24 protein-coding genes and 2 riboswitches are annotated in these 22,606 nt (G+C 68.7%); of the genes, 9 read left to right on the top strand and 15 right to left on the bottom strand.

What is annotated here, in order from left to right; all coding sequences use genetic code 11:
- Positions 1–5: 5 nt before the first annotated feature.
- The 4 genes from CJ179_RS18685 to CJ179_RS18670 form a co-directional block, all read right to left on the bottom strand.
- Positions 6–1,130, bottom strand: coding sequence for a glutamate--cysteine ligase (locus tag CJ179_RS18685; protein WP_095862474.1), 1,125 nt, complete (start codon positions 1,128–1,130; stop codon positions 6–8).
- 75 nt (positions 1,131–1,205) lie between these two features.
- Positions 1,206–1,907 carry a superoxide dismutase family protein gene (locus tag CJ179_RS18680; protein WP_072948476.1) on the bottom strand — a complete coding sequence of 234 codons (702 nt, stop codon included), beginning with the start codon at positions 1,905–1,907 and terminating at the stop codon, positions 1,206–1,208.
- 73 nt (positions 1,908–1,980) lie between these two features.
- Entirely contained in the window at positions 1,981–2,529 is a 549-nt protein-coding gene (locus tag CJ179_RS18675; RefSeq protein ID WP_072948478.1) for a LytR C-terminal domain-containing protein, read from the bottom strand.
- Between the two features lie 24 nt (positions 2,530–2,553).
- Positions 2,554–2,892 (bottom strand): DUF3263 domain-containing protein, encoded by a 339-nt coding sequence (locus CJ179_RS18670; protein ID WP_072948479.1) that lies wholly within the window; start codon positions 2,890–2,892, stop codon positions 2,554–2,556.
- A gap of 178 nt (positions 2,893–3,070) precedes the next feature.
- Here CJ179_RS18670 and CJ179_RS18665 point away from each other — a divergent pair, with 178 nt between their 5' ends.
- From CJ179_RS18665 to CJ179_RS18655, 3 genes are read left to right on the top strand one after another with little or no spacing between them, the layout of a single operon-like run.
- Positions 3,071–3,661: a peptide deformylase gene (locus CJ179_RS18665; protein WP_072948481.1), complete on the top strand. Its 591-nt coding sequence runs from the start codon at positions 3,071–3,073 to the stop codon at positions 3,659–3,661.
- Entirely contained in the window at positions 3,651–4,616 is a 966-nt protein-coding gene (locus tag CJ179_RS18660; protein WP_095862473.1) for an N-acetyltransferase, read from the top strand. Before CJ179_RS18665 ends, CJ179_RS18660 begins: the two co-directional genes overlap by 11 nt.
- A 34-nt stretch (positions 4,617–4,650) precedes the next feature.
- The gene (locus tag CJ179_RS18655; RefSeq protein WP_072948485.1) at positions 4,651–5,454 is read left to right on the top strand and encodes an exodeoxyribonuclease III; all 804 of its coding nucleotides are present in this window, start codon (positions 4,651–4,653) and stop codon (positions 5,452–5,454) included.
- Here the strand turns inward: CJ179_RS18655 and CJ179_RS18650 are convergent.
- The 3 genes from CJ179_RS18650 to CJ179_RS18640 all read right to left on the bottom strand — a co-directional run bounded on the left by CJ179_RS18650 (position 5,421) and on the right by CJ179_RS18640 (position 7,025).
- Positions 5,421–6,098 carry a hypothetical protein gene (locus tag CJ179_RS18650; RefSeq protein WP_095862472.1) on the bottom strand — a complete coding sequence of 226 codons (678 nt, stop codon included), beginning with the start codon at positions 6,096–6,098 and terminating at the stop codon, positions 5,421–5,423. The genes CJ179_RS18655 and CJ179_RS18650 overlap by 34 nt on opposite strands.
- 92 nt (positions 6,099–6,190) lie before the next feature.
- Positions 6,191–6,553, bottom strand: coding sequence for a GNAT family N-acetyltransferase (locus CJ179_RS18645; RefSeq protein ID WP_072948489.1), 363 nt, complete (start codon positions 6,551–6,553; stop codon positions 6,191–6,193).
- A 100-nt stretch (positions 6,554–6,653) separates the two neighbouring features.
- Positions 6,654–7,025, bottom strand: a complete 372-nt coding sequence (locus CJ179_RS18640; RefSeq protein WP_095862471.1) for a GNAT family N-acetyltransferase — start codon at positions 7,023–7,025, stop codon at positions 6,654–6,656.
- 133 nt (positions 7,026–7,158) lie between these two features.
- A riboswitch (TPP riboswitch) is annotated at positions 7,159–7,267 on the top strand.
- On the opposite strand from CJ179_RS18640, the gene thiC reads away from it, so the two are divergent.
- Together thiC and thiD are read left to right on the top strand one after the other, a co-directional pair.
- The gene (thiC, locus tag CJ179_RS18635; protein ID WP_095862470.1) at positions 7,260–8,906 is read left to right on the top strand and encodes a phosphomethylpyrimidine synthase ThiC; all 1,647 of its coding nucleotides are present in this window, start codon (positions 7,260–7,262) and stop codon (positions 8,904–8,906) included. It overlaps the preceding riboswitch by 8 nt.
- A 10-nt stretch (positions 8,907–8,916) precedes the next feature.
- On the top strand, positions 8,917–9,762 hold the full coding sequence (gene thiD, locus CJ179_RS18630; RefSeq protein ID WP_095862469.1) for a bifunctional hydroxymethylpyrimidine kinase/phosphomethylpyrimidine kinase: 846 nt from the start codon (positions 8,917–8,919) through the stop codon (positions 9,760–9,762).
- Positions 9,763–9,794: 32 nt separating this feature from the next.
- Here the strand turns inward: thiD and CJ179_RS18625 are convergent, their stop codons facing one another.
- The 7 genes from CJ179_RS18625 to thiO form a co-directional block, all read right to left on the bottom strand.
- Positions 9,795–10,649: an adenylate/guanylate cyclase domain-containing protein gene (locus CJ179_RS18625; protein WP_095862468.1), complete on the bottom strand. Its 855-nt coding sequence runs from the start codon at positions 10,647–10,649 to the stop codon at positions 9,795–9,797.
- A 52-nt stretch (positions 10,650–10,701) separates the two neighbouring features.
- Positions 10,702–12,156, bottom strand: coding sequence for a M20/M25/M40 family metallo-hydrolase (locus CJ179_RS18620; RefSeq protein WP_174705564.1), 1,455 nt, complete (start codon positions 12,154–12,156; stop codon positions 10,702–10,704).
- A 145-nt stretch (positions 12,157–12,301) separates the two neighbouring features.
- Entirely contained in the window at positions 12,302–13,096 is a 795-nt protein-coding gene (locus tag CJ179_RS18615; protein WP_072948499.1) for an ABC transporter permease, read from the bottom strand.
- Entirely contained in the window at positions 13,096–14,037 is a 942-nt protein-coding gene (locus CJ179_RS18610; RefSeq protein WP_011594987.1) for an ABC transporter ATP-binding protein, read from the bottom strand. The genes CJ179_RS18615 and CJ179_RS18610 overlap by 1 nt, the downstream gene beginning before the upstream one ends.
- 112 nt (positions 14,038–14,149) lie before the next feature.
- Positions 14,150–14,917, bottom strand: coding sequence for a thiazole synthase (locus CJ179_RS18605; protein ID WP_072948501.1), 768 nt, complete (start codon positions 14,915–14,917; stop codon positions 14,150–14,152).
- Positions 14,910–15,134 (bottom strand): sulfur carrier protein ThiS, encoded by a 225-nt coding sequence (gene thiS / locus CJ179_RS18600; RefSeq protein ID WP_005251712.1) that lies wholly within the window; start codon positions 15,132–15,134, stop codon positions 14,910–14,912. The genes CJ179_RS18605 and thiS overlap by 8 nt, the downstream gene beginning before the upstream one ends.
- 2 nt (positions 15,135–15,136) lie before the next feature.
- A complete protein-coding gene (gene thiO / locus CJ179_RS18595) occupies positions 15,137–16,204 on the bottom strand; it encodes a glycine oxidase ThiO (protein WP_095862467.1) in 1,068 nt (355 codons plus the stop codon).
- Positions 16,201–16,315, bottom strand: a riboswitch (TPP riboswitch). Its footprint overlaps the gene before it by 4 nt.
- Before the next feature lie 24 nt (positions 16,316–16,339).
- Here thiO and thiE point away from each other — a divergent pair.
- Positions 16,340–17,038, top strand: a complete 699-nt coding sequence (gene thiE, locus CJ179_RS18590) for a thiamine phosphate synthase (protein ID WP_095862466.1) — start codon at positions 16,340–16,342, stop codon at positions 17,036–17,038.
- Here the strand turns inward: thiE and CJ179_RS18585 are convergent, their stop codons facing one another.
- The gene (locus CJ179_RS18585) at positions 17,039–17,797 is read right to left on the bottom strand and encodes an NUDIX hydrolase (protein ID WP_072948507.1); all 759 of its coding nucleotides are present in this window, start codon (positions 17,795–17,797) and stop codon (positions 17,039–17,041) included.
- Between the two features lie 123 nt (positions 17,798–17,920).
- On the opposite strand from CJ179_RS18585, the gene CJ179_RS18580 reads away from it, so the two are divergent.
- Genes CJ179_RS18580 through CJ179_RS18570 form a run of 3 tightly spaced genes read left to right on the top strand, consistent with a single transcriptional unit; the run spans position 17,921 to position 22,604 of the window.
- Positions 17,921–19,303 (top strand): hypothetical protein, encoded by a 1,383-nt coding sequence (locus CJ179_RS18580; RefSeq protein WP_072948508.1) that lies wholly within the window; start codon positions 17,921–17,923, stop codon positions 19,301–19,303.
- Positions 19,300–20,274: a glutamate ABC transporter substrate-binding protein gene (locus CJ179_RS18575; protein ID WP_095862465.1), complete on the top strand. Its 975-nt coding sequence runs from the start codon at positions 19,300–19,302 to the stop codon at positions 20,272–20,274. The genes CJ179_RS18580 and CJ179_RS18575 overlap by 4 nt, the downstream gene beginning before the upstream one ends.
- Positions 20,275–20,282: 8 nt before the next feature.
- Complete coding sequence (locus tag CJ179_RS18570) at positions 20,283–22,604, top strand: serine/threonine-protein kinase (protein ID WP_095862464.1); 2,322 nt, start codon at positions 20,283–20,285, stop codon at positions 22,602–22,604.
- Positions 22,605–22,606 lie beyond the last annotated feature (2 nt).

Here is a 22,606-nt window from a genome sequence, read left to right as displayed (position 1 = left end):
GGCTTTCAGGTCCCGAGCTCCTTCACCAGCGCATCGACGACCGCCACCAGGTCACCGCCGGTCGCCTCCGCGACCTGACGTTGCCGCTGGTAGGAGGCGCCGCGGCGGGGAATCTCCGCCACGGCGGCCAATTCGTCCGCGCACCCGAGACGCACGGCGGTCGGCGCCAGCTTCTCCAGCAGGTCGTTCAGGTCGTCGGTGACGAGTCGCTCGTTGCTGTCCTCGTCGAGAATGATCTCGGCGTCGAGCCCGTACCGCGCGGCCCGCCACTTGTTTTCCTTCACGTGCCACGGCTGCAGGTTCGGCAGGTTCTCGCCCGCCTCGAAGCGCCGGTCCAGGTCGACGATCAGGCAGTGCACGAGCGCGACGAGAGAACTGAGTTCGGCGCGGGTGGAGATACCGTCGAAGACGCGGACCTCGATGGTGCCCCACCGCGGCGCGGGCCGGATGTCCCAGTGCATCCCGCCGATCTTGGTGATCACGCCGGTCTTCATCTGGTCGCTGATGAAATCCTCGTACTGCGCCCAGTTCGCGAACTGGTACGGCAGCCCCGCGGTGGGAAGTTGCTGGAACATCAGGGCGCGATTGCTCGCGTACCCCGTGTTGACGCCCGCCCACATCGGTGACGACGCGGACAGCGCGAGCAGATGCGGGTACCGCTGCAAGAGCGCGTTGAGGATCGGGAACACCTTCTGCGGCGAAGACACACCCACGTGGACGTGCACACCCCAGATCAGCATCTGACGGCCCCACCACTGGGTTCGCTCGATCAGCTCGTCGTAATCCGGTGTCCGCGTGACCAATTGGGTCGACCACTGCGCGAACGGGTGCGTTCCGGCGCAGATGAGATCGACCCCGAGCGGGTTCGCCGCCCGCCGCAGCAGGTCGAGCGACTCGTCGAGGTCGTCCATCGCCTCACCGACGGTGGAGTGGATGCCGGTGACGAGTTCGACGGTGTTGCGCAGCAACTCCTTGGTGATCCGCGGATCCTCTGGACCCGCTAGATTCGCGACCGCGTCGAACACCTCCGCGGCCGTGTTGGAGAGATCCCGCGTGACCCTGTCGACCAGCGCGATCTCCCACTCGACACCCAATGTCGGCCGCGGCGAACCGGGAAAGGGAACTACCACGGTTTCGATCCAACCACAGGCCGCGGCCCGCGGCAGCGCGCCGACACCCCGGCCGCAGCCGGGGTGTCACGCGACTCAGCTGGCGCCGATGACACCGCAGGCCACACGAGAGCCTGCGTCACCGGTGTTCAGGGTTTCCTGATCGGGAGCGGGCGCGTACCGGGTGGGGATGTTCGCGAAATTGTCGGGACCCGAGTGGATCATGACCGCGGTGCCGCTGTCGCCGTTCTTCAGGTCCTCGACCGTGAAGGCGTCGGTGGTGGTGACCAACTCGGCTGTGCCGTCCTCCAGCACCTGCAGCGAGGTGAGATCGCCGCTCGCGGGGTGCCCCGAGTGGCCCTCGGCCTGGAAGTGCCCGCCCGCGGACAGGAAGTTTCCGGGCGCACCACCGGTCGGTGCCACGGAGTTCGTCTCACACTTTCCGACGGAGTGCACGTGGAATCCGTGGAACCCGGGCGTCTGATCCTTGACGGACACGGTGACCTCGACGTGACTTCCCGACTGCTTGAACGTGGCGGTACCCACGTTCACGCCCTCCGCGTTCTTCAGCGTCGCGGTGAGCGCGCCGCTCTCCGCGTGCTCGCCCGAGCCGCTCTCGGCGTCGCCGGGAACGCCTGCGGCACTGGGATCGGCGGCACCGGTCCAGACGGGAGGAGTGGTGCCGGGAACGTCGGACGGCGCCTCGTTGTTACTGCAGGCGGTCAGTCCGAGTGCGGCAATGGCCACCACCGGGGTGACAATGCGCCAGGACATCCGACGGGTAGAACTCGAGGCCATCAAACCGCTCCTTTGAGGTGGCGAAGAAGTGCATCTGATCATAACCGCGGCGCCGATGCACCGACCGTCCGGTCTACTGCGCGGAAGTGACGATGACGACCACACCGGCAGACGAATTCGCGATTCCCGGGAACTTCGGCTCGGCCGACACCCCCAGTTGCGCCGCGATCTCGATGGCCGCTTCCTTCTCCGCGGCGGAAGTCCCGTAGTACACGGTGGTTTCGGAGATGGTGCTGTCGCTGTAGTTGCCGGTCTCCGACACCGTCCACCCCGAGGACATCAGTTCGGTGGCGGTCTGGCTCGCGAGACCCGTGACGTTGCTGTTGTTGAGCACCCGCACCGGCACCGACGCCGCGTCGGCGGCCTTCGTGGTACTGGACGCACCGGACGTCGTGCTCGCCGCGGAAGCCGAGGTGCCTCCCGCCGCTCCGGCGGCCGTCGTCGGACGGGCGGCGGTGGTCGTGGCAGCCGCCGAGGTCGTGACGGTGGCTGCGGTCTCCTCCGAGTCCGAACCTCCGAGGGAGGCGAAACCGAGACCCGCGAAGAGAATCGCGAGGGCGATCAGCACCATCGCGAGGGCACGTAACGGCGGGCCGGACGATTCGGGTTTCGGAGTACTCACGATGTCGACCTTAGCGACCGGGTGCTACGTGACGTCGAACCCGAGGCGACGGGCCGCGCGGGCCTTCTGCCTGCTCGCGCGCAGCCGTCGCAGGCGCTTCACGAGCATCGGGTCGGCTGCGAGTGCCTCCGGCCGGTCCACCAGCGCGTTGAGCACCTGGTAGTACCGGGTGGCGGACATGTCGAACAGCTCTTTGATCGCTTCTTCCTTCGCGCCGGCGTACTTCCACCATTGGCGCTCGAAGGACAGGATGTCGTGCTCCCGACGCGAGAGACCGTCGTCGACGACGTCGTCGACCCCTACGGAAGTGTCGCTGTCGGTGCGCTCGGACTGGTTCCGACTACGCGCTGTTGCGCCGTCCATCTCACTCCTCGACTACTAGCTCTCGCTCGATGTCAGCGAAACCACGTTCCCCCGGCTCCTCGATCGCGTGGCCGACCGAGCAACGAATTACACAGCTGTACTTCAGCGACTATTCAACCACGACGAACGCCGCGGGCAGTGCGAACGGCTCGGGCGCGCCGCACTATCCTTGACGACCATGGCCATCCTCCCCATCCGGATCGTGGGCGACCCGGTATTGCACGAACCGACCGAGACGGTGTCCCAGTCACCTGCGGAACTCGCAGACATCATCGCCGACATGTACGACACGATGGACGCCGCCAACGGCGTCGGGCTCGCCGCCAACCAGGTCGGCCTGCCGCTGCGGTTGTTCGTCTACGACTGCCCGGACGTCGACGAGAACGGAAAGCCGTTCCGCCGCCGGGGTTGCGTCGTCAACCCGGTCCTCGAGACGTCGGAACGACCCGAGACCATGCCGGACCCGGACGACGACGTCGAGGGCTGCCTGTCGGTTCCCGGCGAGCAGTTCCCCACCGGCCGGGCCGAGTGGGCGAAGGTCACCGGCACCGACGCCGACGGCAACGCCGTCGAGATCGAGGGACGCGACTTCTTCGCGCGCATGCTGCAGCACGAGGTCGGTCACCTCGACGGTTTCCTCTACGTCGACATGCTGGTCGGCCGCAACGCACGCGCCGCCAAGAAGACCATCAAGCGCGCCGGCTGGGGAGTTCCCGGGCTCAGCTGGGTGCCGGGAACGGTCGAAGACCCGTTCGGGCATGACGACTGACATTCCGCTCGGAAGCCGGGTGGTGCTGCGATACCAACTGCCGCCCGGGTCCAGCCATCCGGTGACCGACGTCATCGGGGTGCTCGAGAGCATCGAGCCGGCCGTGGTCGTCCGCGACGCTGCCGGCTCCGCGATCGAAGTGGAGCCGGAGCGTGTGGTCGCACTGAAGGCGGTCCCCGCACGACCGGTGCGGGCGAGCGAGATCCGGTCCCTCGAACTGGCCTCCGCCGACGGCTGGCCGGGGATCGAGCACGCATGGATCGACGGCTGGCTCGCCCGGTACGGCCACGGCTTCACCGGACGCGCCAACTCGGCGGCGCCGCTCGGCGACCGCGGGACGGTCGGGAGTCTCGACGACCCCTCCCCCGGCGGCACGCTCGACCGCCTGCGCGAGTGGTACGCCGAACGGGACCGCCCGCTGCGGTTGCTGATCCCCGACCGCCTGGGCGAGGTGCCGCTGGGCTGGAACGTCAGCGACGAAGTGGTCGTGATGGCCGCCGACGTCGAAAACCTGGCGCTGCCCGAGGGTCCGCGGACCACGACGGTCACCGATCACCCGGATCCGGACTGGCTCGCCCTGTACCGCTACCGCGGGTCCGCGCTGCCCGACTTCGCGGTCGACGTGCTGAACGCGGTCCGCGGCGGGACGCTCGGCTTCGGCCGGATCGGCGCCGCCGACTCGGCGCTCCTCGCCGTCGCCCGCGGATCCGTCACGACCGCGCCCGACGACCGACGATGGGTCGGACTCACCGCGGTCGAGGTGGCGCAGGCTCACCGCCGCCGCGGAATCGGCAGCCTGATCTGCGGCGACATGATCAATTGGGGACGCGAGCACGGCGCGACCCACGCGTGCCTGCAGGTCGCAGTCGAGAACGAGGGCGCGCAGGCGATGTACCGCAACGTCGGCTTCGTGGCGCACCACCGGTACCGCTACGCCACCGAACCCGGCGGCTGAAAATCTGTCGGACAATGCCGCTAGGGTGGCTGCCGTGCGCATCGCAACCTGGAACGTGAACTCTGTTCGTGCCCGTACCGACCGGATCCTGGACTGGCTCCAGCGGTCCGACGTCGACGTGCTGGCGATGCAGGAAACCAAGTGCAAGGACGAGCAGTTCCCGTACGAGCGGTTCCGCGAACTGGGGTACGAGGTCGCGCACGTGGGCCTCAGCCAGTGGAACGGTGTCGCGATCGCGTCCCGTGTCGGTCTCGACGACGTGCAGATCGGCTTCGAGGATCAGCCCGGGTTCCACAAGGACCCGGAGGTCGCGCCCGCGCAGGAAGCCCGCGCCATCGGCGCCACCTGCAACGGCGTCCGCATCTGGAGCCTGTACGTCCCCAACGGCCGTGAGCTCGCCGATCCGCACTACACGTACAAGCTGGAGTGGCTGGCGAAGCTGCACACGGATGCGGTCGGATGGCTGGACCGAAATCCGGACGCGCAGATCGCGCTGGTCGGCGACTGGAACGTCGCGCCCACCGACGAGGACGTCTGGGATCCGGCGCTGTTCGAGGGCAAGACCCACACGTCCGTCCCCGAGCGCGAGGCCTTCCAGGCGTTCGTCGAATCGGGATTCGCCGATGTCGTCCGTCCGCACACCCCGGGCCCGGGTGTCTACACCTACTGGGACTACACCCAGCTGCGGTTCCCGAAGAAGCAGGGAATGCGCATCGACTTCGTGCTCGGGTCGCCCGCCCTCGCGGGCCGTGTCGACAAGGCCGAGATCGACCGCAACGAACGCAAGGGCAAGGGCGCCAGCGATCACGCGCCGGTCATCGTCGACCTCGGCGACTGAGAACGCAGCAACCCGAGACTCACAACCGCACAACCGAACCCGATGAGCACGCCGTGCGCGATGCGCAGGGGGGCGTCGGCGTAGAACTGCGGGATGAACAGTGCTAACCCCACTGCCATCGGAATGCCCGACCAGCCGGCGAGTAGCCGGGAGCGGGCGATGGCCACGGCGGCCGCCGCCGCGCCGACCGCGACGAGGAGCAGGCCGGTGGCGAACAGCGTCGCCTGCGCCGCTCCCATCCGCACGCTCTCGGCGAGGGCGGTGACGGCACCGTCGTCCAGGCCGCTGGCGCCGAGCGTGTGCAGCGCGAACGTTTCGGCCCCGTAGTACGGCAGGGTCAGTCCTATGCCGATCCACGACGCCGCCACGGCAACCACGCCCGCCCGCCTGCCGGCCGTCCCCTCCAGCAGGCCGGCGAGCGGAACGAGCGCGAGTCCGAACGCGATGAATCCGCCGACGGCGGCGAGGTGGGCGACGAGCCACCACGGTGAGGCGAACTCCGCCCGCCCGTCCGGTGCCCCGCCCGCCGCGTACGGACGCACCACGGGGTAGACGACGAACAGCGCACCCGCGAGGGCGAACAGCGCTGCGGCGGAGATCCGTGCGATCCCGGCACGACCGTCGATCCGATCCGACACCACCATGACACGCCTCCGATTGTGAGCACTGCTCTCTATGCAGAGCAGTATTCACCACGAATCGACGTCCAGCAAGAGCAGTGCTCTCGGAAGTCGTTCTAGTCGGCGACCAGGATGTCGAGATGCTCTGGGTTCAGCGCCACGTAGCGCCGGACGTACGTGCAGATGGGACGCACCTTCCAGCCCCGCCGGCGCGCTGAACCCAGCGCCTCGCCCACGAGGACCGCGGCGAGGCCGCGGCCACCGAAGTCTTCCACGATCACCGTGTGCATGAACGCGACCACCTCGCCGGGCTCGGCGGTGAACCCAGGGATGTCGTCCTCGTCGCGATAGCCGAGGATGCCGACCAGCTCGTCCCCCAGCCACAGGTCGAATCGTTCGTGGGCGGGGTTGTCGAGTACGCGAGTATCGACGGCCGTGATGCTCCCCGACGGCTCGGAACCGTCCGACATGTGATCCATGCCACTCATGGAATCAGTTCACGAGCACCGTCGCGAGTGGAATCACCGGCCCCGGAACCGTTTCGTTGCCGACGAGTGGTCGATTCGTGTCCCGACCGCGTCAGGCGTCCACCGGAACCATGAGGTCGCGGTAGTCGGGATGCCCCGCGACGAAGCGCTGCACGTACGTGCAGACGGGCCGGACCTTCCAGCCGTACCCGCGGGCGAGGTCGAGGGAGCGCCCCACCATGAGTGCGGCGAGTCCGCGGTGACCGAAGTCCTCCACGATCACCGTGTGCATGAACGAGACCACCGGGGCCTGACGCCCCCGACTCTTCGGGCCCGGCGGCCGGGCCACCACTCCCGCACCCGGTGGGGTGTCCGCGAGGGCGAAGTATCCGAGGATGCCGACCAGGTCACCACTCAGTCGGAGTTCGAATCGGTTCTGATCGGCGTTGTCGATCACGTCCACAACCTGCGCGTCCGTCAGCATGGCTATCTCCTGGGGGTATGTGTCGTAATCGAAATGTGATGTTCATCACCCTTTATACCGATGCACGGAACCGCTGTCCAAGTTTCCCCCGAATGTTCACTCTCAGAGATCTCGGTTACAGTCTCCGGGACAACTACACATCCACGGGGGCTCGCACCAGCGGGCTGAGAGGACGGCTAGGGGCCGTCGACCGTCGAACCTGTCCGGGTAATGCCGGCGTAGGGAGCATCATCGATGAGCACAACCATATCTACAGCCACGTCCGTCACCACGGGACCGATCCAGGGCAGCACCAAGCAGTACCTGCTGTCGGGCGACGACGTCCGGGTGCCGGTCCGGCGCGTACATCTCACCAACGGTGAGCACCTCGACGTGTACGACACGTCGGGCCCGTACACCGACACGGACGCCACGATCGACCTGGACGCGGGACTTCCGCACCTGCGGGCGTCGTGGATCGCCGACCGGGCGGGCACCCAGCTCGACGCCGCCCGCGCCGGAACCGTCACCCCCGAGATGCGGTATTGCGCTGCACGAGAGGGTGTTTCACCTGAGACGGTGCGCGCCGAGGTCGCGGCGGGTCGCGCCGTGATCCCGGCCAACCGCTGCCACCCCGAACTCGAGCCGATGATCATCGGCAAGGCGTTCGCGGTCAAGATCAACGCGAACATCGGCAACAGCGCGGTGACGTCGTCGATCGCGGAAGAGGTCGAGAAGATGGTGTGGGCGACGCGGTGGGGCGCGGACACCATCATGGACCTGTCCACCGGCAAGAACATTCACGAGACCCGGGAATGGATCCTGCGCAATTCGCCGGTACCCGTGGGGACCGTGCCGATCTATCAGGCGCTGGAGAAGGTCAACGGCGATCCGACCGCGCTCACGTGGGAGATCTACCGCGACACCGTGATCGAGCAGTGCGAGCAGGGCGTCGACTACATGACGGTCCATGCCGGGGTGCTGCTCCGCTACATTCCACTGACCGCGCGCCGGGTCACCGGCATCGTCTCCCGCGGCGGTTCGATCATGGCGGCCTGGTGTCTGGCGCATCACCGGGAATCGTTCCTGTACACCCACTTCGACGAACTCTGCGAGATCCTCCACCGCTACGACGTCACGTTCTCGCTCGGTGACGGTCTGCGCCCCGGCTCCATCGCGGACGCCAACGACGAGGCCCAGTTCGCCGAACTCCGCACCCTCGGCGAGCTCACGAAGATCGCGAAATCGCATGGCGTGCAGGTGATGATCGAAGGTCCCGGGCACGTGCCGATGCACAAGATCGTCGAGAACGTGCGGCTCGAGGAGGAGTTGTGCGAGGAGGCGCCGTTCTACACGCTCGGACCGCTCGCCACCGACATCGCACCGGCGTACGACCACATCACGTCCGCGATCGGGGCGGCGATGATCGCGCAGGCCGGTACCGCGATGCTCTGCTACGTGACACCCAAGGAGCACCTGGGGCTGCCGAACCGGGACGACGTCAAGACCGGGGTCATCACGTACAAGATCGCGGCGCACGCCGCGGACCTCGCAAAGCAGCATCCGCGCGCGCAGGAGCGGGACGACGCGCTGTCGAAGGCCCGGTTCGAGTTCCGCTGGCACGACCAGTTCGCCCTGTCCCTCGACCCGGACACGGCGCGGGAGTTCCACGACGAGACGCTGCCCGCCGAGCCGGCGAAGACGGCCCACTTCTGCTCGATGTGCGGTCCGAAGTTCTGCTCCATGCGGATCTCCGCCGACGTGCGGGAGCACGCGCAGCAGCACGGACTCGATTCGGTCGAAGCCATCGAGGCGGGCATGGCCGAGAAGTCGAGCGAGTTCGTCGACGCAGGTGGCCGTGTGTATCTGCCCGTCGAGTCCGTCACCTCAGAGAATCGGTAAGGTCCCCTTCGTGAAGCTGCTGCCCCTGACCCCCGACGGCCAGACCCCCGTCCGCGTCCTCACCATCGCCGGCACCGATTCCGGCGGTGGCGCCGGGATCCAGGCGGACTCGCGGACGATGGCGCTGTGCGGCGTCCACGCATGTGTCGCGGTCGCCGCGGTGACGGTGCAGAACTCGGTGGGGGTCAGCGGCTTCCACGAGATTCCGCCGGAGACGGTGGCCGCGCAGGTGCGGTGCGTCGTCGACGACATCGGGGTCGGGGCAGCGAAGACGGGGATGCTGGCGTCGACGGCCATCATCGAGGCCGTCGCCGCCGTGTGCACCGAGGTCGGGATCGGCCGGGACCAACCGGTCCCGCTGGTCGTCGACCCGGTGTGCGCGTCGATGCACGGCGATCCGCTCCTGCACGCCGAGGCGCTGGACGCCGTGCGGAACACGCTGATCCCGATCGCCACGGTGGTCACCCCGAATCTCGACGAGATCCGGTTGATCACCGGCATCGACGTGGTGGACGACGCGACCGCACGCCAGGCCGCGGAGGCGCTGCACGCACTCGGCGCGCAGTGGTCGATCGTGAAGGGCGGGCACCTGCGGACGTCGGCGTCGAGCACCGATCTGCTGTTCGACGGCGACCGATTCCTCGAGTTCAGCAGTCCCCGGATCGACACCGGCAACGACCACGGCGGCGGCGACACCCTCGCGGCCGCCATCGCGAGTGCACTCGCCCACGGATGGTCCGTGCCCGACGCGGTGGCGTTCGGCAAGGAGTGGGTCACCAAGTGCCTGGAGGCGTCGTACGACCTGGGTGCCGGTCACGGCCCCGTCTCCCCCCTGTGGCGCCTGCGGCACCCGTGAGTACTTATTAACGTCCGGCGGTTAACAAGTACTCACGGGCGGCGGAGCCGCAACCGCCAGATACCGAGGTCGGAGGGCACCCCACTGGGTGCGGGGGCGAAGAAGGCGCGTCGCCACGGCTTGACCCCGACCCCCAGTTCGTCGAGGGTGCCCGGCTGCAGGCTCGACAGCGTGGCGGACGACGCCATCACGTTGCCGTCGCCGCCGAGTTCCATCATGCGGGCCGCGACGGTCACGTCGACACCGAGCCAATCGCTGCCGATCTGCCGGGGCGAACCGGTGTGGAGGCCGACGCGCATGCGGGGACGGTAGCCGTCCACCTCGACGTCCGCGAGGGCGTCCTGCGCGGCGAAGACGGCGTCGATCGCGCGGTCCGGGCTGGAGAAGACGGCCATCACACCGTCGCCCAGGCGTTTGACCACATGCCCACCCCGGTCGACGATGGGGGTCTCGACGGCTCGGGCGACGTCGCGCAGCAGGGCGAGGGTGGCGCTGTCACCGGCGGGCAGCGACCAACTGGAGAACCCGACGAGGTCGGTGAACACGATGGTCACCTCGCGTGTTCCCCGGCCACGTCCGGTGCGCTCGAGCAGTGCCTGCCACACCTGCAGCGCGCCGAGGCTCATCTCGCGGGACGCGCCCGGCTGGTGATCGAGGAAGCGGTCGGCGACGCGGGCGATCGCCCGCGCGCTTCCGGGGCCCGCCGTCGACAGTGGGTCGCCGAACGCGGGATCGCCGGGGAGCGCGCGACGAACCCTCCGCAGCCCCTCGATCAGCTGCGGCTGCCGGTTGACCGATTCCACCCAGCCCAGCACCTTGTCGCCCCGTTTCGGCGTCTGCGCAGCGCCGTGCTCGGCACTGTTCTCTTCGGCGGGGTCGTCGCTCACGAGAGTAAGAGTAACTCAGCGTCACATGCACAAACCCGTGACGAATCGGACATCACTCGGTGGCCCGCGCCTTCTCCCGGTCCGCGCCGATGGGGACTCCGTTCGGACCCGCGAGCGACTCCGCGTACACCCCGACGGCATACGCGACCGCGGCGGCGTTCTTGGCGAGCGCGGCCCGGTCCACGTTCTCGAGGGTATCGGTCGCGCTGTGGTAGTTCTTGTCGTACACGACACCCGGGGTGCCGCCCCACTTCTGCGCCTGCTCGGGGGTCTTCGTCTCGTCGGCACCGCTGAACACCCCGCCCGAGGGGATGCCGTGCTCGATGAACGGACCGTAGTCGGATCGGCCGTCGAAGTCCGTGCCGTCCGCGGCGATGCCGTCGCCCTGCAGGAACTCGGTGAACGTGCGCTCGATGCCCGCGGACCCCTCGGGTCCGGGCCCCTCACCGACGTTGTCGGAGTTGTCGCCGTCGTAGGCCAGGTAGCCGGCGTTCTCGGAACCGAGCATGTCGAAGTTCAGGTACAGCGCGATGTCGTTCCGCTGCTCCTCGCTGAGGCTGTCGACGTACGCCTCCGATCCGAGCAGACCCAATTCCTCGGCGCCCCAGAACGCGAAGCGCACGGCGTTGTCGACGTCGGGCGAACCGCCGAGTTGCACGGCCGTTTCGAGGGTCGCGGCGACGCCGGTGCCGTTGTCGTTGATGCCGGGGCCCTCGGGGACGCTGTCCAGGTGCGCGCCGACCATCACGACGTCCTCGGTCGAGCCGGTCTTCGTCTGGGCGATGACGTTGCGCGCGGTGCTCGACTCGGTGACGGTGTCGAGCGTGAGGGTGACGTCACCCCCCGCCTGCTCGAGCGCGGCGCCGTCCGCCTTGCTCACCCCGCCCGTGGGCACCTTGCCCACATCCGGGTCGCCGAGGGTGCCGCCGCTCATCGGTCCGTCCTCGTTGTTGACGACGATCACGCCTGCGGCACCGCGCTCGGACGCCACCTGCTGCTTGGCCGCGAACGGGCACACCCCGCGGTTCACGAGGACGATCGCGCCTGTCACGTCGAGGCCGTCGTAATCGGTGACCTCGCATCCCGGACTGTCGTCCTTCGGGGCGGGCACCAGGCGGGCGGTGAGCCCCTGCGGACCGGTCGACGGTGAATACGACATCGCCCGGACGTCGAAGTCGCGGTCGCCGGACCGCAGGGCCTCCGTCCGCACGTCGAACTTGTGGAACTCGAATTCCGGGGTCTGGACGTCGAAGCCCTTGTCTTCCAATGTCTGTGCGACGTAGTCGACGCTCGCGTCGTAGCCGGACGTTCCGGCTGCGCGGTTGCCGTCGTTGCTCTCGGCGATCGTCTGCAGTTGCTCGAGGTGCCCCACCACACCGCTCTCGGTGACCGAGGCCGCGAGAGCGCTCGCGTCGACCGGCGGCGAATCGGGTTCACTCGTCGACGAGCACCCGGCCAGGACCATCGCACCGGCCACTCCGACTGTGAAAACTCCCCGTAGTCGCATGTCGGGAGCCTAACGCAGAAGCACCTGTGGGCCGGCGCGAATGGATTTCGCACCGGCCCACAGGCTCCCGCCCCACCGTCACCCTCAGCCAGGTCTCCCGACGATCACCTGGCGGAGGAGCAGGGCGAGATTACTGTATCGGGTGTCAGGCGTCGCGCTTGTTGACGACCACCAGTCCGGCCCCGAAGATCACGAAGACGAACACCGCGAAGTACACGAGGCTGCCCCACGGGCCCCAGTGGAAATCGACTCCCTGCGACGCTCCCAGGAAGTTGTTGGCGTTGAGGAACGGCAGGAACGGCATGATCTTCTGGCCGAACGAGCCGAACAGGTTGAACAGGCTCTCGATCAGCAGCGGCCACAGCAGCAGCAGGGCGATCGCCCCCGCCGACTGACGCAGCAGGGTGCCGACTCCGACGGCGAGAACCACGCACAGGAACGCGTAGATCGGGACGCCGTAGATCGACCGCCACGCGTCCGCACCGGTCAGGGTGAGTGCCGCTCCGGCCTCGTCGCCGGCCGTCGCCTTCGCAATGGCGTACGCGCCGAACGTGAGCACGAACGTCAGCACGGCGCCGAACGCGCCGATCAGGCCGGCCTTCGCGACGAGGACGGACGCCCGGTTCGGGATGGCCTGGAACGTGGTGCGGATGACCCCGAACCGGTATTCGCTGGTCACGGCCAGTGCCGCGAGGATCATCAGAACCAGCACACCGAACCCGGAGACACCGCCGACGGCGTCGGACATCTGCGGCAGGAACGGGTCGAAGTCGGGTTGCTTACCGTCCGCGATCTGGTTGTTGAACGTGTTGATGCTCGCCTTCGCGCTCAGCCCGATGACCGCCGCGAGACCGAGGCCCAGCACGATGATGATGACGGTGCACCACCACGGCGACCTCGTCGACGTGATCTTGATCCGTTCGGCATTGAGAACAGCCATTACAGTGCACCCCTCATCACATCTTCGACGCCTTCTGCGTGGTACTGCACGTCGTCTCCGGTCAACTTCATGAAGGCGTCCTCCAGCGATCCGCGCTGAGATGCCAACTCGTGCAGGACGATGCCCTGCGAACCGGCGATCCCGCCGACGACGTCCGTCGACGAATCCACCACGACGAGCGCCTGCTGCCCGTCGGATCCGTCTTCGCGCACGGTGAGTCCGTTGGACGTGAGCGCGCTGCGCAGCGCGTCCAGCTGTGGGCTCCGCACGCGCACCGTCGATTCCGAGGACTTGCTGACGAACTCGGACACGGTGGTGTCGGCGATCAGACGCCCGCGGCCGATGACCACCAGATGTTCTGCGGTGAGCGCCATCTCGGACAGCAGGTGGCTCGACACCAGCACGGTGCGGCCCTCGGCGGCGAGGCGCTGCATGAACTTCCGGATCCAGACGATGCCCTCCGGGTCGAGCCCGTTCACCGGCTCGTCGAACAGCAGCACCTTCGGATCGCCGAGCAGCGTGGCGGCCAGGCCCAGTCGCTGGGACATGCCGAGGGAGAATCCGCCGGCCTTCTTCCCCGCCACCTCGGTGAGCCCGACGAGGTGCAGCACCTCGTCGACCCGGCTCTTCGGCAGCGAGTTGGACGCCGCCATCCACTGCAGGTGGGCGCGGGCCGAGCGATTGGGGTGCACCCACTTCGCGTCGAGCAGAGCCCCCACCGTCCGCAGCGGCTGCACCAGGTCGCTGTACGGTTTGCCGTCGATCAGCGCGCTGCCCGCCGTGGGGCGGTCCAGCCCGAGGATCATGCGCATCGTCGTCGATTTTCCTGCACCGTTCGGGCCGAGGAAGCCGGTGACCATACCCGGCTTCACGTTGAACGTCAGGTTGTCCACCGCCTTCGTCGCACCGAAGGTCTTTGAAAGTCCCCTCACTTCAATCATGTGAGAAGAATGCCGGAACCTGCGGCCGGCGCGCATCGGCCGCAGGTCTACTCCCGACTCGTCCCCTGGTACCGGTCGGACCCCGAACCGGACCCCGACTCGACCCCGAGTTCTACGACGACGCCTGCGCCCAGAACCGCTTGGGGATGCGGCCCGCGTGCCGGGCCTCGTACCCCGCCACCACGGCCCCGCGCATCGCCGACGCCATGAGCGCCGGATCCTTCGCCCTGGTCACCGCCGTGGCCAGCAGGACGGCGTCGCAGCCGAGTTCCATCGCGAGGGTCGCGTCGCTGGCGGTCCCGATGCCGGCGTCGAGGATGACCGGTACCCCGGCACCCTCCACGATCATCTCGATGTTGTGCGGGTTCGCGATACCGAGCCCGGTGCCGATCGGCGAACCCAGCGGCATCACGGCCACGCAGCCGACGTCCTCGAGCCTGCGGGCCAGGACCGGGTCGTCGGTGGTGTACGGCAGGACGACGAATCCGTCGTCGACCAGTTGCTCGGCGGCGCTGACCAACTCGATGGCGTCGGGCATGAGGGTGCGTTCGTCGGCGATGACCTCGAGCTTCACCCAGTCGGTTTCGAGCGCCTCCCGGGCGAGTTGCGCCGTCAGCACCGCCTCGGCCGCACCGCGACACCCCGCGGTGTTGGGCAGCGGCGCGATGTCGAGCCGGCGCAGCAGGTCCAGCACCCCGGTGCCGCCGACGGCGTCGACGCGGCGCATCGCGACCGTGGTCAGCTCGGTGCCGGACGCGACGAGCGCCTCTTCGAGCACCGTCAGGTTGGCGGCGCCACCGGTGCCCATGATCAACCGTGAACCGAACGTGCGGCCCGCGATCGTGAGGCCCTTCTGCACGCCGGGCGTCGCGTCAGCCACCCTGCACCGCCGTGAGGATCTCGATCTCCCAGCCCCGGACCACGAGCTCGTCCCAACGGGCGCGGGGGAACACGGCGCCGTTCACGGCCACCGCGATTCCCTTGGTCGGCAGGTTCAGCACCTCCAGCAGCCCGGTGACGGTCAACGGTTCCGTGAACTCGTGATCCTCGCCGTTGACGCTGATGCCGATCGGCACCACTACTTGCTGCTCACTCATCTCTACCTCGCTACTTTCTCGAAACGTTCGGGGTCTGCGGCTTTCGCCTCGACCAGTGCCGAGCCCTCCAACAATGCCACCGTCGCGTCGGCGGTCACCGGAGTGAGCAGGATGCCGTTGCGGCCGTGTCCCGTCGCCACCACGACCCGATCGGACACCCGGCCGATCAGCGGCAGGTTGTCCGGGGTCATCGGACGCAGACCCGCCGAGGTCTCACGCAGTTCGTACTCGCCGATGGCGGGCATCAGCGCCTCCGCGTCCGCGATCAGGTCCCGCACACCGGCCACCGTGACCTGCGTGTCGTTGCCCGATTCGTACTGGGTGGCTCCGACGACGATGCCGTCGGCACGCGGCACCAGGTAGGCGGGTCTGCCGTGGACGCTGCCGCGGATGGTCCGGCCAGGCGCGGGGGTCACCCCGGGACGGGCCCGCAACCGCAGGATCTCGCCCTTCACCGGGCGCACCGGAAGTCCCGGCCACAGTGCCGGTGACGCGATGCCCGCGGTGACGACGATCTGGTCCACGCCCAGCCCGTCCAGACTGCGCACGGCCTCACCGATCAGCTCCACCCCGGCGTCGACGGCACACCGTTGCAACGCCTGCAGGAGCAGCCTGTTGTCGACGGCCAGTTCGTCGACGGCCAAGAGCCCTAACCGGACTCCGCGACCCAGCATCGGCTCGAGGGCGCGGACCTCGGCGCGATTCAGGATCTGCAGATCCCGGCCCTGCGCCCCCACCCACTCGGCGATGGTCCGGAGGTCTTCGGCGTCGGCGCCGTCCAACGCGACGGTGAGCGAACCCTCCGACGTGAACAGGTCGACGCCGGCCCCGGCCTCCAGTTCCTTCCCGAACTCGGGCCACCGGTCGAGCGACGCGCTCCCCAGTTCGAGGACGCTCTCCTCACCGGGCCAGCCCTCGGACAGCGGGGCGAGCATGCCGCCCGCCACCCAGGACGCTCCCGAACCGATCGACGGGTCGTACAGCTTCACCGACCAGCCGTTGCGGGCTGCTCGCCACGCAATCGACAGGCCGATCACTCCGCCTCCGACGACGGATACCGATCTCGCCATTGAACTCCACCTCACTTCCTGCGCCGGCATGATCCGGGTCAGGTATGACGGTCGGGCTCGGCGTGAGCCCCTCTCAGCCCCACGTTCCCCGGGACTCCCGTGTTGCACTTTCACCGTAGAGGCTACCGTCATGCCGTGACCACCTCACATCACAGCAACCTCACGGACCGTCGGCGCCGCCTCGGAACAGCACGTTTGTACCTGTGCACCGATGCTCGGCGCGAGAAGGGCGACCTGGCGCAGTTCGCCGAGGCCGCGCTGTCCGGCGGCGTCGACATCATCCAGCTCCGCGACAAGGGCTCGGCCGGTGAGAAGAAGTTCGGCACGATGGACGCCAGGGACGAACTGGCGGCACTGTCGGTGCTCGCGGCCGCGGCCAGGCGGCACGGGGCGCTGCTCGCCGTCAACGACCGGGCCGACATGGCGCTGGCCGCAGGCGCCGACGTCCTGCACCTCGGCCAGGACGATCTGCCCGTCCCCTACGCGCGGACCGTCGTGGGTTCGGATGTGCTGATCGGCCGGTCCACGCACAGCCGCGCCCAGGCCAGCCTCGCGGCGATCGAGGACGGCGTCGACTACTTCTGCACCGGACCGGTGTGGGCGACCCCCACCAAGCCCGGGCGGACCGCGTCGGGCATCGACCTGGTGCGCTCGACCGCCGACTCCGCGCCGAACCGCCCGTGGTTCGCGATCGGCGGCATCGACGAGTCCCGGGTTCCGGAGATCCTCGCCGCAGGCGCCGACCGGATCGTCGTCGTGCGGGCCATCACCGAGGCCCGCGACCCGCAGGCCGCCGCGCGCTCACTGTCCGCCCTGCTGCAGCAGAACGCGTAGTTACGCCTGCTGGAGCCAGTCTCGCACCGTGGCGGGCGGTAGGACCACGACCGTGGCGGGCAACTGTTCGATCAGCTCGGGGTCGGTGGTGACGACCGCGGTCACCGTCCCCAGCGTGGTGCCGTGACCTGCCGGTTCGGCGAGGCGACCGACCGTGTCCAGTGCCTCGAGCACCTCGACGCGCGGCAGCCACCCGTAGGTGCCGTCGGGCAGGTGCACGGTGCGGGGCAGTGCCTTCGACAGCTGCGCGAGCGCGCCGCTCTCACCCAGCACGTCGTACCGGTCGAGCAGCAGCCGCACCTCGGTGGTGCGCAGTTGCGGCCACCCCGCTTCGAACCCGGGGTGCAGTGGCAACCCGGCGACGTCGGTTTCCCGCACCCAGCGCAGTTCGGTGCTCTCACCGTTCGCGACGGTGGGCAGTGGACGCTCGGCGTCGGCGATCACCGTGGTGTAACTCCAGCCGCTCGCGGCCTTCATGGTGACGACCTCGGTGCGGACTCGGATGGCCGCACTCTCGATGCCGGCTTCCTCGTGCGCCTCGCGTACCGCGGCGTGGGTCGTGGTCTCGTGGCTGTCCCGGGCACCGCCCGGCAACGCCCACGTCCCGCCCTGGTGGCTCCAGGCCGCACGGTGCTGTAAGAGCACGGCCGGCGTCTCGTCCGGGAGCGGCGCACGCAGCAACAACCCGGCCGCACCGTGCTTGCCCCAATGACGACTGCCGTCCGGCCCGGTCGCCCAGCCGTCACCGTCACCACGCATCGACTACCCCTGTCCGACCTGATGGGTCTCCCTGCAGTTCCCTCACACTAACGGTTTCTGCCGGAAGTGCCCGATATCCCCAGTCACCGACTCCTGCTTATATGCTCCCCACAAGGTGCGGCCGTGACACGGGAGGGGTGCGACGTGGTTCTGCGTGAGGCGCCGTCGATCGAACCCCACGGCAGCCGCGCCCTGTCTGCCGCCGCGGACGACGACGTCGACCCCGCCGTCGCGCGTCGTAAGGAACTTCGGGCCTTCCTGGGGTCGACACCCGCCAAGCTCACCGCCCTCGGCGCGCTCCTGGTGCTGCTCACCCTGACCGCCGGATTCGTGGCCGCGTCGACCGTGAACGGCAGGGAGGCCACCCTCGACAGCGTCCTCGCCGAGACCGAACCGCTGTCGTTCTCGGCGCAGAACCTCTACAGCGCCCTGTCGGTGGCGGACGCCGCGGCCACCACCGCGTTCATCTCCGGCGGTCTCGAACCCCCCGAACTCCGGGACACGTACGCGCAGGCGCTCGGCACGGCCTCCGCCGACCTCGTGTACGCGTCCGGCGGGCTCGCCCCCAGCGACGTGGACAGCAGGCGCCTTCTCGCCTCCATCTCCACCGACCTCAGCGTCTACTCCGGTCTCGTCGAGACCGCGCGGGCCAACAACCGCACCGGTCACCCCGTGGGCGCGGCCTACCTCAGCGAGGCATCCACGCTGATGCAGACGAGCATGCTGCCGAAGGCCCAGGAGTTGCACGCCCGGCAGGAAACCGACGTCGCGGACATACAGCGGGACTACTCCCGTCCGCCCTGGACGGCGCTGATCCTGGTCCTCGTCGCGCTCGTCGCGCTGCTCGTCGCGCAGGTCGTCCTCGCGCGGCTCAGCAGGCGCACGTTCAATCTCGGGTTGATCCTGGCGTCGTCGTGCACCGCGATCCTCCTGGTGTGGATGCTGGTAGCCGGGTTGGTCTCCTCCCTCGACACCAAGCGGGCGCTGACCCAGGGTGCCCGACCGATGCACGAGTTGACCGCGGCGCGCATCCTGGCGCAGCAGGCGCGCACCGAGGAGACGCTCAAACTGGTCCGCCGGGACTCTAACGGCGACTACGACGCCGTCTTCGAGGACAAGTCCGGTCAGCTCGACACCCTGCTGTCGGGCTATCCGCACGACGGCGACCGCGCGGTCGGCCACGACGAGGTGGTGCGGGCCGAGGACGCCTGGAAAAGCTGGTCTTCGGCGCACGATCGCATGAACGAGATCCTCGCGAAGGGCGACTTCGTTTCGGCGGCAACGGTTGCCATCGGGCCGGGACCCTCGGATTCCGCGGCCCAGTTCACCGCCGTCGACGACGCGCTCACCGACGGCATCGGGACCGCCCGCGACCATCTGCGGTCGAACGTCGAGTCCGCGGCCCGGGTGCTGACCGCACTCGGTTCCGGTGCCCTCGTCCTCACGCTCGTCGCGTTCGCCGGAATTATTATCGGATTGTGGCCTCGGTTGAGGGAATACCAGTGAGGCGGCACCGGATCGCGCTGGTGCTGCTGGCGGCCACGTTGCTGATCGGCGGGTGCGCCGAGGCCGCTCCGGAGCATGTCGGATCGCCGAACGTGTCCTACACCGAGCCCCCGCTTCCCGCGGCCGCGGCACCGGCCCCCGAGACCAGCGCCGCCCCGCCTGCTCCCGAGAAGGACTGCGGCGACCCCACCGCGAGCCTGCGCCCGTTCCCCGACTCCGACACGCCGATGCCGACGGTCGACGCCATCCGCGCGCGGGGGCGTCTCGTCGTCGGCCTCGACACGGGCAGCAACCTGATGAGTTTCCGCGCTCCCGCGACCGGCGCCGTCGAGGGCTTCGACGTCGACGTCGCCCGGGAGATCTCGCGGGACCTGTTCGGCGACCCGGACCGGCTCGACTACCGCATTCTCACGTCGGCGAATCGTGAGAAGGCGCTGCAGGAGTCGATGGTCGACATCGTGGCGAAGACGATGACCATCACCTGCGACCGCAAGGAACGGGTGGCGTTCTCCTCCGAGTACTTCGAGGCGCAGCAGCGGGTTCTGGTCGTGAAGGGATCCCCGATCCGCAGCGCCGCCGACCTGGGCGGAAAGCGGGTCTGCGTCGTCCGCGGCACGACGTCGCTGACCCGGTTGCAGAAGGTCGCGCCGACCGCCGAGATCCTCACGGTCCCCATGTGGTCGGATTGCCTGGTGGTCCTGCAGCAGCGGCAGGTCGACGCGGTGAGCACCGACGACACGATCCTCGCCGGCCTGGCGTCCCAGGACCCGTACCTCGAGATCGTGGGGGACAGCATGGGAGCCGAACCGTACGGCATCGGCATCACCAAGGCGAACGAGGACCTCGTGCGGTTCGTCAACCGCACACTCGAACGGATCCGCAGCGACGGAACCTGGACCAGAATGTACGACCAGTGGCTGTCGGTGCTGGGCCCGTCCCCCGCCCCGCCGTCCGCCGTGTACCAGGACTGAGGGGACGCATGCCGCAACATTCGAAGAACCCCGAGTCCACCGACCCGGACCTCGCCACCCAGGCCGCGGTCCGGGAACCCGAGGACGAGGCCACGCAGGCAGCGGTCCGGGAAGAACTGGACGAGGGGCCGGCCACCCAGGCGGCGCCGACGTCCCGGCCGTCGGGTGCGTCCGGCACCGGTCGCTCGACGCGGTCACCGCGCACCCGGTCCGGGCAGCGCCTGCGTCTCGGCGGCGGACTCGTCGAGGTGCCCGTCGTCAAGACACTCGACCCGGCGTCGGCGGTGATGGCCGACCCGAAGGTCCCCGAGGGCAAGCGCTTCTGCTGGAAGTGCAACAAGCCGGTCGGCCGCAGTGGCCCCACGTCCGAGGCCTCCGAGTTCGGTCTGTGCCCCTCGTGCGGAGCGACGTTCGACTTCCGGCCGCTCCTCGATCCGAACGAACTGATCGGCGGCCAGTACGAGGTGCAGGGCTGCATCGCGCACGGCGGCCTCGGCTGGATCTACCTGGCCATCGACCGCAACGTCAGCGACAGGTGGGTGGTTCTCAAGGGGCTGTTGCACTTCGGCGACGCCGAGGCGCAGGCGGTGGCGGTGGCCGAACGCCAGTTCCTCGCGGAGGTGGCGCACCCGAGCATCGTGAAGATCTTCAACTTCGTGGAGCATCCCCGGTCGGACGGAACCCCGATGGGCTACATCGTCATGGAGTACGTGGGCGGTCATTCGCTGCGCGACGTCCTGTCGACGCACATCAGGCCCGAGCGCATGCCGGTCGAGCAGGCCATCGCGTACGTGCTCGAAATCCTTCCCGCACTGACATATCTACACTCCACCGGTCTGGTGTACAACGACCTCAAACCCGACAACGTGATGGTCACCGAGGACGCCCTGAAGCTGATCGACCTCGGCGCCGTCGCCGGCATCGAGGACTACGGGTACCTGTACGGCACGCCGGGGTACCAGGCGCCGGAGATCGTCAAGACCGGCCCGACCGTGGCCTCCGACATCTACACGGTGGGGCGCACACTCGCGGTGCTGACGCTCGACATGCCGTCCGACAAGGGCCGGTACCTCGACGGGATCCCCTCCCCAGAGCAGGCGCCGCTCCTGACGGAATACGAGTTCTTCCACCGACTCCTGTTGCGCGCCACCGACCCCGATCCGAGCAGGCGGTTCGCGTCCGCCGAGGAGATGGCCGGTCAGCTCACCGCCGTACTCCGCGAGGTGCTCGCGCAGCAGACCGGCGAGGAGCATCCCGGACTGTCGACCGTGTTCAGCAAGCAACGAACGACTTTCGGCACGAACGAGGCCGTCGAGCAGACGGACGTGTACGTCGACGGCGTCGAACGGGACAGGAATCTCGACCCGCTGTCGGTGGCGCAGGCCCTGGCGGTGCCGCTGATCGACCCGGCCGACCCCAACGCCCAGCTCCTGGCCGCCGCGGTGCACAGCGAACCGCAGCAGACCCTCGATTCCATTCGGCACGCCCGCGAGAGCGGAATCGAGCGGGTCGTCGGCGACCTGGACGTGTCGTTCTCCCGGGAACTGACCCTCGCCGAGATCAAGGCGCACCTCGACCTCGGGGACGCCGCCACCGCGACCACACTCCTCCGCGACCTGGAGGCGGAGATGGGCGGGAACTGGCGCGTCGACTGGTACGCCGGACTCGCGACGCTGATCGACGGCGAGTACGAGACGGCATTCTCCCGGTTCGAGTCCGTGCTGCAGGCGATGCCCGGTGAAACGGCTCCCAAACTTGCGCTCGCGGCCACCGCCGAACTGATTCTGCAGCACTGCGAAAGCTCCGATTCCCACCGATGGCGGACCTTCGCCGAGAAGTACTACCGGACGGTGTGGCGCACCGATCACAGCCTGGTGAGCGCAGCATTCGGGCTGGCCCGCCAACTCACCGAACGCGGAGATCTGCCCGGCGCCATCGCCGCGCTCGATCAGGTTCCCGCGATGTCCCGGCACTTCACCATGGCCCGGATGACGAGTGTGCTGATGCTGCTGTCCGGCAGGCCGATCGAGGAGATCGACGAGGCGGCGCTGCGAGAGGCGGCGCTCCGCGTCACCGCGCTCGCACCCGAGGAGAGCCGGGCGCTGCAGATGCGCACACTCGTGCTGGGCACGGCACTGGACTGGATGCGTGCCGGTCACACGTCGGCGACGGAACTCGAGCAGATCCTGGGGGTGCCGTTCACCGAACGGGGCCTACGCAAGGGCGCCGAGGCCGGTCTGCGGGCGCTGGCCCGCAACGCCCCCGAGCGCACCCACCGGTACACGCTGGTGGACCTCGCCAACGCCATCAGGCCCAGGAGCCTGCTGTAACA

This window comes from Rhodococcus sp. ACS1, from assembly GCF_002300155.1.
Taxonomy (GTDB): Bacteria; Actinomycetota; Actinomycetes; order Mycobacteriales; family Mycobacteriaceae; genus Rhodococcus_F; species Rhodococcus_F koreensis.
This window is presented reverse-complemented; position numbering and strand designations above follow the sequence as displayed.

Coding starts and splice junctions, on each gene's coding strand:
- CJ179_RS18585 (WP_072948507.1), bottom strand. CDS start 17,797: ATGCGTGGTGACGGTGACGGCTGGGCGACCGGGCCGGACGGCAGTCGT.
- thiC (WP_095862470.1), top strand. CDS start 7,260: ATGAGCACAACCATATCTACAGCCACGTCCGTCACCACGGGACCGATC.
- CJ179_RS18610 (WP_011594987.1), bottom strand. CDS start 14,037: ATGATTGAAGTGAGGGGACTTTCAAAGACCTTCGGTGCGACGAAGGCG.
- CJ179_RS18665 (WP_072948481.1), top strand. CDS start 3,071: ATGGCCATCCTCCCCATCCGGATCGTGGGCGACCCGGTATTGCACGAA.
- CJ179_RS18660 (WP_095862473.1), top strand. CDS start 3,651: ATGACGACTGACATTCCGCTCGGAAGCCGGGTGGTGCTGCGATACCAA.
- CJ179_RS18570 (WP_095862464.1), top strand. CDS start 20,283: ATGCCGCAACATTCGAAGAACCCCGAGTCCACCGACCCGGACCTCGCC.
- CJ179_RS18670 (WP_072948479.1), bottom strand. CDS start 2,892: ATGGACGGCGCAACAGCGCGTAGTCGGAACCAGTCCGAGCGCACCGAC.
- CJ179_RS18640 (WP_095862471.1), bottom strand. CDS start 7,025: ATGCTGACGGACGCGCAGGTTGTGGACGTGATCGACAACGCCGATCAG.
- CJ179_RS18650 (WP_095862472.1), bottom strand. CDS start 6,098: ATGGTGGTGTCGGATCGGATCGACGGTCGTGCCGGGATCGCACGGATC.
- CJ179_RS18680 (WP_072948476.1), bottom strand. CDS start 1,907: ATGGCCTCGAGTTCTACCCGTCGGATGTCCTGGCGCATTGTCACCCCG.
- thiO (WP_095862467.1), bottom strand. CDS start 16,204: ATGGCGAGATCGGTATCCGTCGTCGGAGGCGGAGTGATCGGCCTGTCG.
- thiS (WP_005251712.1), bottom strand. CDS start 15,134: ATGAGTGAGCAGCAAGTAGTGGTGCCGATCGGCATCAGCGTCAACGGC.
- CJ179_RS18615 (WP_072948499.1), bottom strand. CDS start 13,096: ATGGCTGTTCTCAATGCCGAACGGATCAAGATCACGTCGACGAGGTCG.
- CJ179_RS18620 (WP_174705564.1), bottom strand. CDS start 12,156: ATGCGACTACGGGGAGTTTTCACAGTCGGAGTGGCCGGTGCGATGGTC.
- CJ179_RS18645 (WP_072948489.1), bottom strand. CDS start 6,553: ATGGATCACATGTCGGACGGTTCCGAGCCGTCGGGGAGCATCACGGCC.